Source organism: Staphylococcus sp. AC872, from assembly GCF_979255425.1.
On record NZ_CEEDKW010000006.1, the window covers coordinates 40,358 to 59,933 of the forward strand.

Genomic DNA, 19,576 nt, shown 5'->3' on the forward strand with positions numbered 1-19,576 from the left:
TTCTTTAGTTTAAAAGTAATTTAAAATCTTCTTCAGTTAATAAACGAAATTCGCCTAATTTAAGTGATGTATCCAACTCTAAATTAGCAATTTTAATACGTTTTAATTGTAATACCTCATTTTCAATCTCATGAAACATTCTTTTAACTTGATGATATTTACCTTCGTATATCGTAACACGTGATCTTCGATTTTCAATGATTTCTAATTGTGCAGGTTTTAGTAACCCATCAGACAATTCTAATCCTTCTTTAAAACGTTCTACATCGCTTTGTGTCACATCATTTTTTGATACTACCTCGTATGTTTTAGGCACGTGTTTATTTGGACTCATCAAATTATGATTAAATTGACCATCATTAGTGATTAGTAATAACCCTTCAGTATCTTTATCTAACCTACCTACAGGGAAAATCCCCAAGTGTTTGTACTCAGGGATTAAATCGATTACAGTTTGATGTTTATCATCTTCTGTCGCTGACACTACATCAGATGGCTTATTTAACATGATATACACTTTATCGATATATATAATTTTTTCACCATTAACTGTAATGATATCTTCATCAGGATTAATTTGCGTTTTAGGTGACTTATTCACCTTATCATTCACCTTAACGTAACCTTTTTTTAAACTTTGCTTAACTTCATTGCGTGTACCTATACCCATATTAGCTAAGAACTTATCTAATCTCATCTTAAGAAACCAACTTTACGTCTGATTTTTTCAGGAATATCACCTAAAAACTCATCTGCAAATTTAGTCTTAATTGTTATACCTCCATATATAGCAGCACCTACAACAACGCCTACAGCAATAATGATTAAATAACCTAATTTACTAGGTGCTAGGAATAATTTTCCAATAAAGAATACTAACTCTACACCTAACATCATAATAAATGAATATAAAAAGATTTTACCGAAGTGAATCCAACTATAACTAAATTTGAACTGTGCATATTTCTTTAAGATGTAGAAGTTACATCCAATTGCAAAGAGTAATGCAATTGACGTACTAAGTACGGCCCCCGGTGTATGCAATAACATAATAAGTGGATAGTTAAGGATTAATTTAATAGCAACAGCACCTAAAATAACGTAAACGGTTAACTTTTGTTTATCTATACCTTGTAACATAGATGCAGTCACACTTAATAGTGAAATTAGAATTGCAACTGGTGCATAGATAAACAGTAATCTACTACCATCAAAGTTAGGATCATGACCTTGAACTACTGGGTCATATCCATAAAAGACTGTAAATAATGGCTGTGCTAATGCCATAATACCAATACTTGCTGGGACTGTAATAAACATCAGTACACCAATTGACGTTCTGATTTGTCTATGCATTTCTTCAAAGCGACCTTCTTCATACGTTTTGGTAATGTATGGAATTAAACTTACTGCAAAACCAGCACTTAACGATGTAGGAATCATAACAATTTTATTTGTCGACATATTTAACATATTAAAGAAAATGTCTTGTAATTGTGATGATACACCTACTACAGATAATGCACCATTATGTGTAAATTGATCGACTAAATTAAATAATGGAAAATTTAAACTTACTATAACAAACGGAATACTATATTTTATGATTTCTTTATACATATTGCCGTATGAAACATTGATATCGGTATAATCTGATAATACCATTTTATCAATATTTTTCTTACGTTTTCTCCAGTAATACCATAATGTAAGGATACCTGCTATAGCGCCAATAGCTGCAGCAAATGTTGCAATACCATTCGCCATTAGTACTGTGCCATCAAATACATTTAAGACTAAGTAACTACCTACTAAGATAAAAATCACTCGCGCTATTTGCTCAGTTACTTCAGATACTGCAGTAGGCCCCATTGATTTATAACCTTGGAAGATACCTCTCCAAGTTGCTAATACAGGGATAAAAATAACTACCATACTGATAATTCTAATAATCCAAGTGATATCTGCCACAGACCATCCATTTTTATCTGACGCATTACGAGATAAAGTTAATTCTGAAATAAATGGCGCTAGGAAATATAGAATTAAAAATCCTAGTACACCGGTAATACTCATGACAATAAAACTTGATTTATAAAATTTCTGACTGACTTTATATGCACCTAATGCATTATATTTAGCTACATATTTTGAGGCTGCAAGTGGCACCCCTGCTGTAGCTACAGCTATCGCAATATTGTATGGTGCATAGGCGTACGTGAACGGTGCCATATTTTCTTGTCCGCCTATTAAATGGTTAAATGGAATAATAAATAGTACACCGAGAACTTTCGTAATTAAAATACTTAGTGTAATTAAAAAGGTCCCTCGAACCATTTCTTTACTTTCGCTCATTAACTATCTTCCTATCTTTAAAAGTTTATTAATACAAGTTGAAATCATGTTGCGTTCGTTATCATTAGCTTACATTATTATAAAATATATCACAAAAAGACTAACATGGGGATTGATTTTATAATAATTTTAAATGTTGAGATGATGAAAACGAATTAATCATTATTTATCCTTTAAAATTGGGTTATGTATCTCATAATACTTCAAGTTTTCTATTATAGTTATTATTTTATGCATTGTCATCTAATTATACAACTTCTGTAGCATATATTTTTTGATTCATATACAATAGTGTTGAATATTCATTGGAGGAAGTTAATATGTATCAAACAATCATCATCGGTGGTGGCCCAAGTGGTTTAATGGCTGCTGTAGCTGCTAGTTCTAATAGTAATCAAGTTCTTATATTAGAAAAGAAAAAAGGTCTTGGTAGAAAATTAAAAATTTCAGGTGGTGGTCGTTGTAATGTTACCAACCGCTTACCCTATGCAGAATTAATTAAAAACATACCAGGTAACGGTAAGTTTTTATATAGTCCTTTTTCAATATTTGATAATGAATCCATTATTGAATTCTTTGAAGATCGGGGCGTTAAATTAAAAGAAGAAGATCACGGTAGAATGTTCCCCGTTTCAAACAAGGCCCAAGATGTCGTTGACACGTTAGTAAGTACAATTAATGAACAACAAGTCACTGTTAAAGAAGAAACTGCTGTGACTCATCTATCTGTAAATGAAGATGGTATTTTTAAGGTAGAAACAGCCCAACAAATATATGAAGCAATGAGTGTGATTATAGCAACGGGTGGTACGAGTGTTCCACAAACAGGTTCGACAGGTGACGGTTATCAATTCGCAATATCTTTAGGACATTCCATAACTGAATTGTTTCCTACTGAAGTGCCAATCACCTCACCCGAGCGCTTTATTAAAAATAAAACACTAAAAGGTTTAAGTTTGAAAGATGTAGAACTATCCGTATTAAAGAAAAATGGTAAAAAACGAATCAGTCATCAAATGGATATGATTTTCACGCATTTTGGTGTCAGTGGACCTGCTGCATTAAGATGTAGTCAATTTGTATATAAAGAACAAAAGAATCAAAAGAAAAAAGAAATTCTAATGTCACTTGACGCTTTTCCAGAGTTAAATCAAGAAGAACTTACGCAACAAATTAGACGTATGCTAAAAGATGAACCAGATAAATTCATTAAAAATAGTTTACATGGTCTGATTGAAGAACGCTATTTATTATTTATACTAGAACAAGCTAATATCGATAACGAAACAACATCACACCATTTATCCAATCAACAATTGAATACAATTGTTAACTTATTAAAAGGATTTACATTTAAAGTTAATGGGACCTTACCTATTGATAAAGCTTTTGTTACTGGTGGAGGCGTATCATTAAAAGAAATTGAACCTAAAACGATGATGTCTAAATTAGTTCCTGGTCTATTTTTATGCGGTGAGGTATTAGATATTCACGGTTATACTGGCGGTTATAATATAACAAGCGCATTAGTCACTGGACATGTAGCGGGTTTAAATGCCGGTAAACATAAATCTATAAAATAATTAATAAAATTAAAAAAAGCAGAGTCTAGATTTCTCTAGACTCTGTTAATATATTGTTTTATTTTAATTCGTCTTTCTTTTGAGCCAGTCTTCTACTTACTAATGCAGCACCTGCAGCAAATGTAATACCAGCTAAAGGTAATTGATTATCATGTTGTCCAGTTTCAGGTAATGTTTCTGAACTATCTTGTTTATCAACTTCTGAGTCTGTTTCTATTGTTTCTTCAGACTCATCTTTAGTTAATGTGTTTGATTCATCGTTACCTTCGTCATTTCCATTTGCTTCTTTAGTAGGATTAGAGCCTACATCAGGTTTTTGTGGACTTTGTTGATCTGTTTCTGGAAGAATTGCTTCAATTTGTTCAATAGCTTCTTCTTTCACTTTTATAACTGCTTCATTTGTATCAGCAGCGTCTAGTTGATCAGCAATAAGTGAAGCAAGACGATCTAATTGACTTAATGCTTTATCTTTTTGTCTTTGAGAAACATCAGCATTATTGATTATTACTTTTTGCTGTTGGATATGCTTATTAATTTCTTTTTCTGTCTCATCTTTGATTGACGCTTGTGCTTCGATTTGTGAAATTTGTTGTTCAGCGTCTTTCACAATCGTTTTCACTTCAGAATCAGATGGTGTTGCTTTAATAAGTTCAATCGCATTTTGTTCGATTGGATTTAATTGTTCAATCGCTGCTTCTTTCTCTTCTTTAGTTGCTTTAGGAGTTTGATTAATTTTATCGATTTGTTTTTGAACAAGATTTGCAATTGTATTTCTTGCCTCTGGTTTTACCACCGCAACGACATTAATTGCTTTAAGTTGTTCTAAAGCACTTTCTTTTACTTTAGTAATGTCATCGTTAGTATCTTTAGCATCAATATCAGATAGACCTTGTTCTAAAATATCATTTAGTTGTTCTTCAGCTGCTAATTTTTCAGTTTCAGTAGCGTCATCGTTGGAATCAATCATGTCTTGAACCTTGTCTGCTTGTTCTTTAAGCGTATTAGCAGCAATTGCTTTTTGTTCAACATTTACTACGACTGCATTTAAATCATTCATTGCATTGGCTTTGATTTGAGCAATATCAATATCAGAAGTTGTATTGGCAATTTCAGTTTTAGCAGATTGTACGATTTGATCGACTTGTTGATTAGCTTCATTTAATTCATCAACTGTTGCACCAGGTGTATTTGCAAATGTTTCTTTTAATTGAGTTGCTAAATTATCAATTGAATTAATCGCGTTAGGTCTAGTTACAACTTCTGGATTAATACCATTAATTGCAGTTTCTCCGTTAGTTAAGGCATCCTCAACTTCTTGATTTGTTTCACCATTATTGATATTGATTTCAGCAATTTCTAATTGTTCTTTAACATTTTGAATAGCCGCTTCTTTTTCTTGTGCTGTAGCAGTAGTATTTGCATTAATTTCATTTTCTTTAGTTGTAGCAACTTGATTAATAGAAACGATTGCTGATGGCTTTTTAGTGAATGTTACGTCAAATTGATTTACATTTTCTATAGCATGTTCTTTTGCAGCAGTTAATCTAGCTACATTAATAGCTTGGTTAATTGATGCTTCAGCTTGCGTTTTAATTGCTTCTAAATCTTTAAGTGCATCGTTAACTTCTTCTCTCGTTCCATCAATATCCGCTTCTATTTCACTCACTTTATCGTTATAGACATCTGTAAATTCTTCTAATGCAGCTTGTCTAAGTGTTCCAATTGGTTGGATAGCTTTAATTTCAGCTAAACCATTTGACTTAGCATTATCTACATCTTGATCAGTTTGTGCTTGAGCAACTTGATCTTTTGCAGTTGTTAATGCTTTTTGAACAGCTTGTTTTGCTTCCGCGATATCTTCTTGTGTTGCATTAGGTGTTTTATCTAATTCCTCTTGTTTTAAATCAGCCGTGTTATCTAGTTCTTGATTTGCATTTGATTTCTTAACAATAGATGGAACAAATTGATTGATTTGAGTTGTACCTTCATTTTTAGCTTGGTCTACATCGTTACTTGTATTTGCTTGGTCAATATTACCAGTTACTTGATTTGCAATATCATCTAATTTATTAGAAGCTAATTGTTTTTCTTCTTGAGTAGCCTCAGGATTTTGGTTTATAACTTCTTTTTGTTGATTAATGCTATTTTGAATTGCTTGTTTTGCATTGTCTTTTACTGTTGTTTCTGGTTGAACTGATTGAATAGCTTGATCAGTTGATTTAACTGCATTGTTAACATCAACGATACTTTGAGCATTAGTCACATCTGTTAAACCTTGTTGTAATGCATCATCAACTTTTGTATTTGCAGCTTGTTTTTCTTCTTCCGTAGAACCATTATTATTAGCTATTTGTTGTTTTTTATCGTTAGCTTGATTTTGTAAATCTGTTTTAACAGCTGTTTTAATTCCTGTATCAGCAGTAATCTGACCTATACTATTAATGCCTTCATTCTTTTTAGTCTCAACATCTGCAGCATTTTCTGCATTTACAATAGCTTGATTTGCATTATTTTGTGTGCGAGCTACTAGTTGTTTAGCCGCGTCTTTTTCTTCTGTTGTTGCATCTTGATTTTGTTCAATAGCTGCATTTTGATTTGCTGCTGCTTGATCAACTTCATTTTTAGCGTTTGTTTTAGTTTGAGTTTGAGGTATAACATTACTAATATTAGTTTCACCATTTTGCACTGCAGTTTCAACTTGTGCATTTGTAGTTGCAGCATTAATTTCATCATTAGCTGTAGTCACTGCTTGAGTTAATGCTTGTAATGCCGCTTCTTTTTCTTCTGCTGTTGCATTAGGTTCATTGTTAATAATATAAGTTTGTTGGTCTTGTTTCGTTTTAATATTCGCTAATGCTGTTTCTTTTTTAGTATTCGCAGGTGTAACTTGATTAATTTCTTGAATCGTTTGATCTTTAATTTGATTTACTGCTGCGTCAGTTTTAGCTTGGTTAATTTGTTCATTTGAAGCTGCAACGATAGCGTCAACGTTGTTTGATGCTTCTTCTTTTTCTTCTGTTGTTGCATTATTATCATTAGGGAATGTAGCTTTACGTTGATCTGCAGCTTGAGTAATTTCATTTCTAGCATTAGCTTTAGTTGTTACAAAGGCTTGAACTTGATTGATAGTATTAATACCATCATTTTTATTATCATCAACACTTTGTTTGTTTCCAGCTTGATATACGTTAGCGCTTCCTTGTCCTAACATACGATCGACTGAATCTATCGCATAATCATATTCTTCTTTAGTCATATCTGGATCTTGTGTTAAATCGTGTTTACGTTGATTTGCTACGTTTTCTAATTCAGCTATAGCATTATTTTTATAATCTTTAGATGGCGTAATTGCTTCAATTTTTGCAATTTCTTCATTCTTCACATTTTCAACATCGGCATTTGATTGAGCAGCATCAATAGCTTGCTCTGCTTGTGTTTTTGCATTCTGTAATGCTTGTTGAGCTTCATTTTTTTCCTCTGTAGTTGTACCACGAGTATTTTGAATAACGGCTTCTTGATCAGTGACTTTTTGAGCAATTTCGGCTTTTGCAGCTGGTTTAACTTGTGCTTCTTGTTGAATTTGATTGATATCAGCTTGATTTGTTGTCACTGCATTATCAACATCGGCATTGCTTGCTGCTTGATCAATATCGTTATTTGCTTTAGTAACGGCCGCATCTACATTTGCATTAGCTGCATTATGTTCTTCGGTTGTTGAGTTTGTATCTTGATTAAGTAATTGTTTTTTATTTTCTGCATCTTGTGCAATTGTTGATTTCGCTTGTTGTTTCTTGTCAGTTGAAGGCGTAACATCATTAATTTGATTTATACCGTTTGTAACTGCAGTAGAAACCTCATCATTTGTTAATGCTTGATCAATATTATTATCTGCTTCATTTTTCCTAGGAACTAAAACATTGATAGCATCATTTTTTTCTTCTGTTGTTGATTGATTTGAATCATTAATTGCTTGTTTCTTTTGTTCAAAAGCTTGATTAATTTCATTTCTAGCAGCTGGTTTTTTGACAACGTCTGGAGCTATATTTTGTAATTCTTGAATACCGTGGTCTCTAGCTTCATTAACTTCTTCTGTTGTATTTGCTGCACCTATTGCAGTATTACCTTGGTTTACGATTTGATCAACCTGATTATTAGCTGCATTAACTTCTTCTGTTGTTGCATCTAAGTAATTATTTGTATTATTATTTCTAATTTGGTCTGCTGATTGATTTAATTCATTTTTAGCATCGTCTTTAATTGTTGTTGCTGGTGTAACTGCTTTGATTTGATTAATTCCTAATTCTTTGGCTTGAGTTACATCTTGATTATTAGTAGCATCGTTAATATTAGTAGTTGCATTTTTAACTAACCCATCAACTTGTTCTTTTGCAACAGCTTTTTCTTCATTTGTAGCATTTTGATTTGTATCAATGTCACCATTTTGTGTAGCAGCTGCTTGATTTACTTCTGCAATTGCATTAGGTTTAGCTAATGAAGTAGGAACAACGTTGCCAATTGCATTAACATTTTGTGTTTGAATACCATTAATTTCATTTTCTGTATTAGCAGCATTAATATCTTTTAATGCTTGTTGTTCTGTTTGATGTACTTGGTTAACTGCATCTTGTTTTTCTTCATCTGTTGCATCTGGATTATTATTAATTGTCAAAATTTGGTCTGCAACTTTTTGAACTACTGCATTTCTAGCTGCATCTCTTGTACGTGCTTGTACATTTATAGCATCAATGGCTGCAATTCCATTATTTTTAGCTGTTGTTACGTCATTCGTTGTGTTTGCTTGATTGATGTTATTATTAGCATTAAATTGTTGATGTGCTACATCGTTTAATGCAAGTTGTTTTTCTTCTTGTGTAGCTTCTGTCGTATTTTCTATTACTTGATTTTTTTCAGTAGCTTTCTGATTAATCTCATTTGTTGCACCTTGTTTAGCATTTTCTAATGCTTCATCTTGAGTATTAACTGGTTGATTTTGATTAGGGGCTACGTTATTACCATTTTGATCATCACCCACATCACGTTTATTTCGTTTTTTAGGTGTTTGATTATTTTCAACAGTAGCAACTGGTTTGTCTTGTTTATTTAATCCTTCATTATGATCAACTGGTGCCTCTTTATCTTGTTTTTCTTTTGGTGTTTCTTGAGCTTTTTCATGATTAGCCTGTGTTTGAGCTTGCTCTTGATTATCTTCGTTTACTGGTTGGTCAGTAATAGCATTAGGCTGATTTGCTTCACTATTAACTTCAGTTGCTACTTGATCAATGCTTGGTGCATTATTTGTTTCAACCGCATTTTGATTATCATTTTGTTGTTGATTTTGTTCTTGAGTTGCAGTATTTTGCGGTGATACTTGTTCTGTTGTAGGGTCAACATTCCCAGCTTTATTTTCGTTTGGTGTTACCTGATCAGTTGGTTGCCCTTGGTTAACAGCATTTTCAGTCAATGGTCCACCAACATTGACGTTATCTTGTTCAGCAGCATCTGCACTATTAGGATTTACGCCTAAAAATGCTATCGTTGCTATTAATGCTGAAAAAATACCAACATTAAACTTACGAATACTAAATTTTTGTTGCTTAAATAAATTCATAATGACTATCCTCCTAGGTGTATAAATCGTGATGTTGAGTATTAAAAATTTATTTCTATAACAAATAGGTTGTACGCATAATATAAATTTGTACAACCTATTTATTTATTATTGATTTTATCATCAATATAATTTTAAATCTAGTCCATTGAGTAACAATTTTATTTCAAAGTTGTTACTATTATTTTAATAATCATAATAACTATAATCTTAACAACTCATTCATGTTTCATTTATTTCACTTCGAAATTTAATTATCTTTTTTTCTACGTTTTAGACTACTTGCAAATATTGCTATTCCAAATGTAAACATAATAGGAACGATTGGATGTTGATAATTAGTAACACCTGAATTAGGCAACATTTGGGTCGCTTCTTCTTTCAATATACAGCTGTCCTTTATTTCTTTTTCAATAACAATAGTATTATCACTAGTTACACAAACTAAAACTGGTTCTTTTGCTTTCTCTATAGTTTTTTCTACTTGCATTTCCTCTGTAGGTAATTGAATTGCTTTTAGTTTTTCAATTGTTTCTTTAACAATTTGTGCTACTTCAGCATTTGTTTTTGCGTCTTTGATAAGCATATTTGCTTCGTTTAAAATATTCTCAATTCTATCTAAAGCATTTTTGATTGCTATAGGATTAACATTTTTAAGTTGATTGATTTTTTCTTTGATTTCATTTGCAACAAGATTAATGTCATCTTTTGCAGTAGGTTTAACTTCTATTACTGGTTGAATATGTTCAATGAGTTGTACTTCTTTAAGTTTAACTTGCGCTACTTCTTCATTTGTTAATGCTTTTAATACTAATATCTTGGCTATTTCCAATTCTTTATGTACCTTCGCAATAGCTTGATCTTTCTCTTCTTGTGTAGCTTCAGATATACGTTCAAAATCTTGAATTACTTGTTGAGCGATTGACGTTAAGGCTTCATTTGCTTCTGGTTTCACTTTAATAAGTGGTTTAATACTTTTGATTAAAGTTTCCCATTCTAATTTAGCTTTAGCAACTTCTGCATTAGTTAACGATTGGTCTACAGTGTCAATACTATTTTTTAACGCTTCTTCCAATTGATTGATAGCTTCATCTTTTTCCTCTAAAGTTGCCTCATTTGTCTCATTAATTTGAGTTTTAATTTGGCTTGATAATTGTTTTAATGCTTCTATCGCAGCAGGTTTCACTTCAATATTAGGCATTATTTGTTCAATTTCTTTTAATGCTTTTGATAATACATCCGCAACATTTTGGTTTGTATGTGCACTAGAGACTTCATTAGTGTATTGGTTTACTGCTGCTTTTAATTGTTGTAAAGCTATTTCTTTTTCTTCAGTTGTTGCTTCATTGGTTAGATTAATCTCTTGATCTTGTTTTGTAGAAGCTTGGTCAATTGCATTTATGGCTGCAGGTTTTTTTACGATATTAAGTTTTACATTATTTATATCTTCTATTGATTGATTTTCTGTTTGATCAACTTGTTGATTAGTTTGATCTGACTGTAAAGCTTTTAATGCATTTTGAAGTATAGTCTTTAATTGTTGAATCGCTTCATCTTTTTCTTCAGTTGTTGCTTCATCGTTATTATTAAACAACTGGCTTTTATTATCTTCAACGTTAGTGATTGCAGTTCTTGCTTCATTCTTTTTAACTACATTAACTTGAACATCATTAATCGCTTTAACTCCTTGTTGTTCTGTTAGGTTCACTTGATTCGTTGTTTTATCTTGATTTATTTGAGTCAATGCTTGATTTAATAATTTTTCTACTAAAGCTTTAGCTACATTGATTTCCTCATTGGTAGCATCAGGCGTTAATGATAAATCGTTCAATTTTAATTCTGAAGTTTGATTTAATGAATCTCTTGCATCTGTTTTTACTTTAGTAGAAGGTAAAATTTGTTCAATATCATTAATTGCTTTATTTTTAGTATTTTCTACTTCAGTATCATCTGTTAATCGATTAATATCATTTTTAGCTTTATTAGCAACAATATTTACATCATTAGTAGCTGTATCTTTTTCCTCTACTGTTGCATCTTCAACGCCATTAATTATCTTATCTTGATTTCCTACGGTTTGATTTATCATTGTTCTTGCATTTTCTTTAACAACTATATGAGGTAATATATTAGGAATCAAAGCATCGCTCTTTGTTTGAATTTGATTTACTTGTGCATTCGTAGTTGCGTTATTAATATCTGTTAATAATTGATTTGCAGCATTTTGCAATCTATCTAATGCACTGTTTTTCTCCTCATTGGTAGCATCATTGGCTTGATTAATTAAATCTTGTTGATGATCAACAAGTTTTTGTATTGCATCTCTAGCATTTTGTTTAACAGTAGGCTTGAACACTATTTGATTAATATTTTCTAATCCATTGTCTTTGGTAGTTGCAACTTCTTGATTGGTATTATCAGCGGTTATTTGTTTATTTAAATCATTTAATTCATTATTCAAATTATTAATAAACATATCTTTTTCATCTTGAGTTGCTTCTTTATTATCAATTGCCTCTTGTTTTTTATTGTTTATAGCATTAAGTAACGTTTGTCTTGCTGTTGTTTTAACAATCGTCTCTGGAACAATTTGTTGTATTTCTTGATTTCCATTTGCTACAGCATTATTAACTTCTTGATTAGTTTGAGCTTGGGCAATATTCTGTAGCGCTTGATTTTTAGCTTGATCGACCAATTGTTTTGCAGCATCTTTTTCCTCTACTGTAGATTCAACATTATTATCTATTACATTATCACGTTGCTTAGCTTCTGTTTCTATATTATTTCTAGCATTATTTTTAACGATTGTTTCAGGTAAAGTCGTATTGATTTGGTCAATTGCTTGTTGACGTACATCTTCTACCTTTTGATTAGTTTGTGCTTGGTTGATTGAAGCATTTGCTTGATTAAATATTTGCTCTAACTTTTGTAAAGCTGCATTTTTCTCTTCTACTGTAGCATCTTGTGTAGAATTAATGACACGTTCTTGATCAGTTTTAGCATCTATTAAGGCTTGTCTTGCGTCAGGCTTAGTTACAACATTAACTTGAATCGCATCTATATTTTGAATCGCTTGGTCTTTGACTTGATCAACTTCTTGATTAGTTTGTGCTTGATTGAGGGCTTCCAATGCTTGTTGCTTATTTTGATTTAATTGTTGAATAGCAGTATTTTTCTCTTCAATTGTAGCGTCAGGTGTCTGATTAATTTGAGCTAATTTATTATTATATTGTTGAGTTACGATATTTAGTGCTTCAGGTTTTTTTACCACATGCGTTTGTATTTGATTAATATTATGATCACCATTTTGTTGTGCTTGATCTACTTGTGCATTAGTATCAGCTTGGTTCACCTGCTCAATAGCTTGATTAAGTGCTTGATTCACTTCTGTAATGCCCGCCTCTTTTTCTTCAGTTGTTGCATCAGGTGTTTGATTTATATTTTGTTTTTTAGTTGCAGCATTATTATTTAATATGCCAATAGCTTCTTGCTTTTTAGTTACATTTGGTTGTACATTACCAATATCATTAAGTGCTGTATTTTTAATTGCTTCAACCATTGGTGTTGTATTAACGGTATTAATGTCATTTAAAGCGCGATTCAATAAATTATTAACTCTATCAACTGCCTCTTGTTTTTCTTCTCTAGTAGCACCAGGTGTTGCGTTAATATTAGTAATAGCTTCATTTGCTTTATTGGTAACCGCATTTCTAGCATCCGTTTTAACTTGTGTTGAAGGTTGGACATTCCCAATTTCTTGTAGCCCATTATTTTTAGCATCTGTTACTTGTTGATTGGTATCCGCATTATCAATATTTTTTATTGCAGTGTTTAATGCTTGATCTAATATAAGTTGAGCTGCTTGTTGTTCTTCAACTGTTGCCTCATTGTTACTAAAAATAATATTGTGTTGTTCTTGTGCTTTTTGATTTAATGCATTTTTAGCGTTTGTTTTAACGATAGTTGCAGGTGTAATCGCTTGTATTTGGTTTAATGCATTATTCTTAACCACATCAACATCATTATTAGTATTAGCTTTTAATATATTATCATTTGCTGAAGTAACAGCTTGATTGACTAACTGAATAGCTGCTTCTCGTTCCTCTAAAGTCGCTTCATGATTCGTATTTATATCTGCAATTTTTTGTTGCGCATTATTAGCGATTGCCTCTCTCGCCGCTTGCTTAACAATTGTGACAGGTGCAATGTCTAAGATGGCATCAATACCTTTATTTTTAGCATCATCGACGTCACTATTTGATATGCCTTGTTTTATATTTTGAATCGCTTGCTCAGATGCTTGGTTAAGTTCATTAAGTGCATTGTCGCGTTCTTCTTGAGTTGCTTCTTGATTTTGATTAATTTGCTCACGTTGCTTGACTACAGCTTGATTAATAGCTGCTATTGCGTTTGCACGATACGTATTGGCGGGTACATCAGAATTAATTTCGTTCATACCATTATTTTTAGCGTCGTTTACAGCATCATTTGTATGTGCCTGATTAATGTTATTCATTGCAGTTGCAACATGATTATCAACTTGTGCATTTGCTGCTTCTTTTTCTTCTTTTGTTGCTACAGGATCTTGTTGAATTCTTTGTCTTTGCTCATTTGCTTTGTCATTTATAGCTTGTCTCGCATTGGGTTTTATAACAGGAACTATATTGACTTGATTAATCTTGTTAATTCCCGCTTCTTTCTCTCTTGTTACACCATCGTCCGTAGTTTGATCATCTATATGGTTTAATGCATCATTTTTTAAATTAGTAATTTGCCCTCTATAAGCATCGTTTTCATCGTCTGTTAAATCATTAACAGTATCTACTTCATCAGATCTATCATCTGCTTTTTGTCCAAGTTCACGTGCAGCGTCTACACGAGAAATCAGTGTGTGTTGCATTTGATGTAATAAATTATCAATTGTAGCTTGTGAGACTTGTTGATTTAAAGGGACATGGTTACGATCTTCATTTAAAATCGTTAGCGCTTGTTGTTTTAGACGATTATATTCTTGGTATGATGCATACGTATAATCTGATGGAACTACGCCCCAATTATATTGCGCTTGTAAATCATCTTTGTTCATGACTATATTAACTTGATATGGAACACCATTCACTGTGCTTTGAGGTGGTTCTCCATTCAAATAAGTTTGTGTATAAGTCTTAGATTTAATTGCATCTGAAAAAGTCACTTGTTTTGGATTAGCTACATTTTTAACTCTTAAATTAAATGTTACATTTAATGTTTTATTGGCTAATAAGCTGGTAGGTTCTCCTTGAGTAGGTGTCGCTGATGTAATTCCATTACTAGTAAAAGTAAGTGTTCGAGTACCTTGGTCATAGTTCTCTGTCAGGGGATTCATCACATCGTTAGGACCGTTTCCATCAGGAAAGCTTGTTGTTATAGAATTAGGTACATATTCAATACCTTCAGGTAACTGCATAGAATATTCAAATGCACCTGGTAACATAGAAGCGCCAGACTTACCATTATTCGTAACTTGTGTTGTTACAGTAAAGTTTGTATTATTTTTAACATTATTTTCTTTATTTCTTCCACTTATATATAAATGTGACCCTGAACGAATACCTACATTATCGATAAAATCATAATATCTGTATCCATCTTGGTTTTTTTCAAGTCTTCTTACATTACCCATTATATCGTTATTAGGTATTAATTGAATTTTGATGTTCGAAACGTTATCAGGCACTTTAAATAAACGAAGCATATCTCCAGCTTGAATGTCCCCATTTCCTATAACAGTGTTGGTATTCGCATCTTTAATTACTAAGTTTGTACCACCTTTACCGTTACCGGCTGCCATAGTATTAAAATCAAAAATAATTTCTGAATTAGGATTTACAGTCACTTCTTTTTCAATACCATTGAAGTCACCATGATTGTTAGGATCATTACCTTCTACTCTTCCTAATGCAAGAACCGTACCTTGCGCTTGTTTATTATTTCTATCACCAGGATGGAATACTTGTGTTCTTTCTAAAACGGCATTAAGTACCCCTACTTTACCACCATCAATCAAATTAAATCCAGGTAAACTATTCAATACAATCACTTGTGGATTATTTCGATTTTCACTTGGTTTAACACCTACATCTTCAAATGTAAAACGATAATTTAATGTATTGTTTCCAATATTATTTATATTTGGGTCAATCGTTGCATCATCTATAGAAAATTCACCATTCGTATTTTGCGGTGTTCCATTTTGTGGGCCAGTACCACCCGCAACTGTAGGTGTGTTACTTACATCACGACGATGTCTTTTCTTAGGTTTAGTTGCGGGTTCCATTACCGCATTCATATTTTGAATTTTTTCTTCAGCCTGTTGTTTAGGTTTAACCGACATTTGTTCAGACACAGGTTTTACATGATTTACTGTATCATCAGTCTTGATAGGCGATGCTCCTTCAATCATCGTAGTCGATTCATTATTAGATGATTGTGTCTCTTTAATAATTGAACTGTTTGTATTTTCATTTATATCAATTTGAGTCTGTTGATTATTTGTGTTTACAGAATCATTATTGGGATTGACTTGATTTGAAACATCAGAAACACCCGTTTCGGATATTGTTTCTTGATTATTTTTAAGCTCTTCTTTGTTATCCAATTGTCCATTACTTGTTATTTCTTGTAGTTTTTGCACATCATCAACTGGTTGTGAGTTTGTTTCATCAGCCTGTGCTAAATGGGTATGCGTTGATGACCAAAAAGCTACAGTAGCAATTAACGTAGAAAATATACCAACTTTAAATTTTCTAATACTAAAGGTTTCTTTTCTAAATAAATTCATTAATTGTTCCTCCTTGTTGCACTTCTTGTTGTTTATAATTAATGAACATTTTTAGTGTTTGTATCTTAAATGAATTAAATCGCTATTTAAACCATTCGCTCAATTAATTAATAGTTATTTTGATTTTAACACCAATATTATTCTAAATCTAGTACACAAAATAAAAATAAAATAGTGTACGTTTTTATTCATATATATATCTGTATTTTAAGATGTTAAACTTGAAATGATCTTCATAATTAAAAAAAGCTAGATTAAAGTGCTATATTTACATAGCATTTAATCTAGCTCTATTGATAGATCTTACTTAAATATTATTAATTTCTAATCCTTCTGTGCCCCACTCATTCATACCGCCTTCTACATTAACAGCATGAATATTTGAGTCCTCTAAATATTCAACGACTCTAGCACTTCTTGCACCTGCAGCACAAATAATATAATAAGTTTGATTAGTATCAAATTCATTTAAATGGTCAGGAATTTCATTCATTGGAATTGTTTTCGCCCCTGGAATAATTCCCATAGCTGTTTCATCATTATTTCGTACATCTACAATATTAATTGGATTTGAGTCCAAAATTTTCTCTTTTAATTGATCTATTGTAATTGATTCCATTTGTAAAACTCCTTTAGTATTATCTATTTAGCAACGATATTAACAAGTTTTTGCGGTACTGCAATGACTTTTTTAATTTCTTTACCTTCAATACTCATCTTAACATTATCATTTGCTAATGCTAAATCTTGCATTTCTTCTTTAGATAAATCTTTAGGTATTTCAATTTTAGCTCTTAATTTCCCATTAACTTGAACAACGATTTCAACTTCATCATCAACTAATAATGATTCATTATAAGTAGGCCAAGGTTGGTACGTAATGGTATCAGAATGCCCTAATCTATCCCATAATTCTTCACCAATATGAGGTGCAATTGGTGCTAACATTGTTACAAAACCTTCTATATAAGGTTTATAAATTTCATCCGCTTTATAGCAATCATTAATAAATACCATTAATTGACTGATCGCTGTATTGAATCCTAATGTATCAAAATCTTCTGTTACCTTTTTAACAGTTTGATTATAAGTTTTATCTAATGATTTATTATTAGTTTCAACAATCTTATCTGATAATGAGCCATCTTCTTTTACAATTAATCGCCATACTCGATCTAAGAAACGACGTGATCCATCAAGTCCTTTATCACTCCATGCTATTGCTGCATCTAATGGTCCCATAAACATTTCATATAAACGAAGTGTATCAGCACCATGTGAATTTACAATGTCATCTGGATTAATTACATTTCCTTTAGATTTACTCATTTTTTCATTTCCTTCACCAAGAATCATACCTTGATTGTATAATTTTTGGAAAGGCTCTTTTGTTGGCACTACACCTAAATCATAAAGTACTTTGTGCCAGAAACGAGCATATAAAAGGTGAAGGACTGCGTGTTCTACACCACCAATATATAAATCTACTGGTAACCAATGTTTTAATTTTTCTGGATCTGCAATCATTTTATCATTGTCAGGATCAATGTATCTTAAATAATACCAACAGCTACCTGCCCATTGTGGCATCGTATTTGTTTCACGACGACCTTTCATACCTGTCTTTTCATCTGTGACATTAACAAAATCATCAATGTTAGCAAGTGGTGACTCACCTGTACCTGATGGTTTAATCTCATCTGTTTCAGGTAGTAATAATGGTAATTCTGACTCAGGTACCGTTGACATAGATCCATCTTCCCAATGAATAATTGGTATTGGTTCTCCCCAATATCGTTGTCTACTAAACAACCAATCACGTAATTTATAATTAACCTTTTTCTCACCAGCTTGATTCGCTTCTAATAACTCGATTGCTTTTGAAATGGCTTCGTCATTATACAGACCATTTAATTCTCCTGAATTCACATGTGGTCCATTACCAGTGTACGCTTCGGTCTGTACATCGCCACCTTCAATAACTTCAATTATAGGAAGCTCAAATTTTTCTGCAAATTCATGATCACGTTCATCATGTCCAGGTACTGCCATAACCGCTCCTGTACCATAAGTCGAAAGTACATAATCCGCAATCCATATTGGAAGTTGCTCACCTGAAACAGGATTGATTGCATAAGCACCTGTGAATACACCTGTTTTGCCTTTAGCTAAATCTGTTCGTTCTAAATCAGACTTTTTAGATGCTTCTGTTTGATATGCTTTTACCTCTTCTAATTTATCATCACTCGTAATTTGATTGACCAAAGTATGTTCCGGACTTAATACTAAGAATGACGTACCAAAAATAGTGTCAGGTCTAGTTGTAAAGACTTCTACTTTTTCATCTGTATCTTTAACATTAAATGAAACTCTAGCACCTTCTGAACGACCAATCCAATTGCGTTGCATATCTTTAATTGATTCAGGCCAATCTAAATCCTCTAAATCCTCTAATAATCGGTCTGCATATTCTGTAATTTTAAGTACCCACTGTTTCATTGGTTTTCTATATACTGGATGACCACCACGTTCTGAAACACCATCAACAACTTCTTCATTTGAGAGTACTGTACCTAGTGTTGGGCACCAGTTGACTGCTACTTCATCTACATATGCTAATCCTTTATTATAAAGTTGAATAAAAATCCATTGTGTCCATTTATAATAGTTAGGATCTGTTGTATTAACTTCTCTATCCCAATCATAACTAAATCCTAATTCTTGTATTTGACGTTTAAATGTTTGAATATTTTTTTGAGTAAATTCACGTGGATCATTCCCTGTGTCTAGGGCATATTGCTCTGCAGGTAAACCAAATGCATCCCATCCCATTGGGTGAAGTACATTATACCCTTGCATACGCTTATAACGTGATATGATATCTGTTGCAGTATAACCTTCTGGATGTCCTACATGTAGACCAGCACCAGATGGATATGGAAACATATCTAATGCGTAAAATTTCTTCTGACCTAAATTATCTTGTGTCTTAAATGTTTTGTTGTCTTCCCAATATTTTTGCCACTTCTTCTCGATTTCGTTATGATTGTAATTCAATACGTTTCCTCCTATTCAATAAAAAGACACCCCTCACTAGTGATTAAGGGACGACCATAGCCGCGTTACCACCCTTATTCGCATATTCTGCGCACTTCATTCAATAGTAAGAGATGTCATCATTAAATTCGTTATATGTTTAATAATGTTATT

7 protein-coding genes are annotated in these 19,576 nt (G+C 32.2%); 1 reads left to right on the forward strand and 6 read right to left on the reverse strand.

All coding sequences use genetic code 11. The features are described from left to right. Nucleotides 1-4: 4 nt before the first annotated feature. Complete coding sequence (locus tag ACZ267_RS09860; protein WP_002466183.1) at nt 5-697, reverse strand: pseudouridine synthase; 693 nt, start codon at nt 695-697, stop codon at nt 5-7. Beyond that, entirely contained in the window at nt 694-2,355 is a 1,662-nt protein-coding gene (locus ACZ267_RS09865; protein ID WP_002466179.1) for a putative polysaccharide biosynthesis protein, read from the reverse strand. Before ACZ267_RS09865 ends, ACZ267_RS09860 begins: the two co-directional genes overlap by 4 nt. A 320-nt stretch (nt 2,356-2,675) precedes the next feature. On the opposite strand from ACZ267_RS09865, the gene ACZ267_RS09870 reads away from it, so the two are divergent. Continuing rightward, nucleotides 2,676-3,938, forward strand: a complete 1,263-nt coding sequence (locus ACZ267_RS09870; RefSeq protein ID WP_015364887.1) for a BaiN/RdsA family NAD(P)/FAD-dependent oxidoreductase — start codon at nt 2,676-2,678, stop codon at nt 3,936-3,938. A 58-nt stretch (nt 3,939-3,996) separates the two neighbouring features. Here the strand turns inward: ACZ267_RS09870 and ACZ267_RS09875 are convergent, their stop codons facing one another. The 4 genes from ACZ267_RS09875 to leuS form a co-directional block, all read right to left on the reverse strand. Continuing rightward, nucleotides 3,997-9,546, reverse strand: coding sequence for a DUF1542 domain-containing protein (locus ACZ267_RS09875; RefSeq protein WP_002466184.1), 5,550 nt, complete (start codon nt 9,544-9,546; stop codon nt 3,997-3,999). 250 nt (nt 9,547-9,796) lie between these two features. Continuing rightward, on the reverse strand, nt 9,797-16,366 hold the full coding sequence (locus ACZ267_RS09880; RefSeq protein ID WP_124747983.1) for a SasC/FmtB family protein: 6,570 nt from the start codon (nt 16,364-16,366) through the stop codon (nt 9,797-9,799). A 307-nt stretch (nt 16,367-16,673) separates the two neighbouring features. Then, the gene (locus ACZ267_RS09885; protein WP_002466229.1) at nt 16,674-16,985 is read right to left on the reverse strand and encodes a rhodanese-like domain-containing protein; all 312 of its coding nucleotides are present in this window, start codon (nt 16,983-16,985) and stop codon (nt 16,674-16,676) included. 23 nt (nt 16,986-17,008) lie between these two features. Then, the gene (gene leuS, locus ACZ267_RS09890; RefSeq protein WP_019235960.1) at nt 17,009-19,423 is read right to left on the reverse strand and encodes a leucine--tRNA ligase; all 2,415 of its coding nucleotides are present in this window, start codon (nt 19,421-19,423) and stop codon (nt 17,009-17,011) included. Between the last annotated feature and the right edge of the window lie 153 nt (nt 19,424-19,576).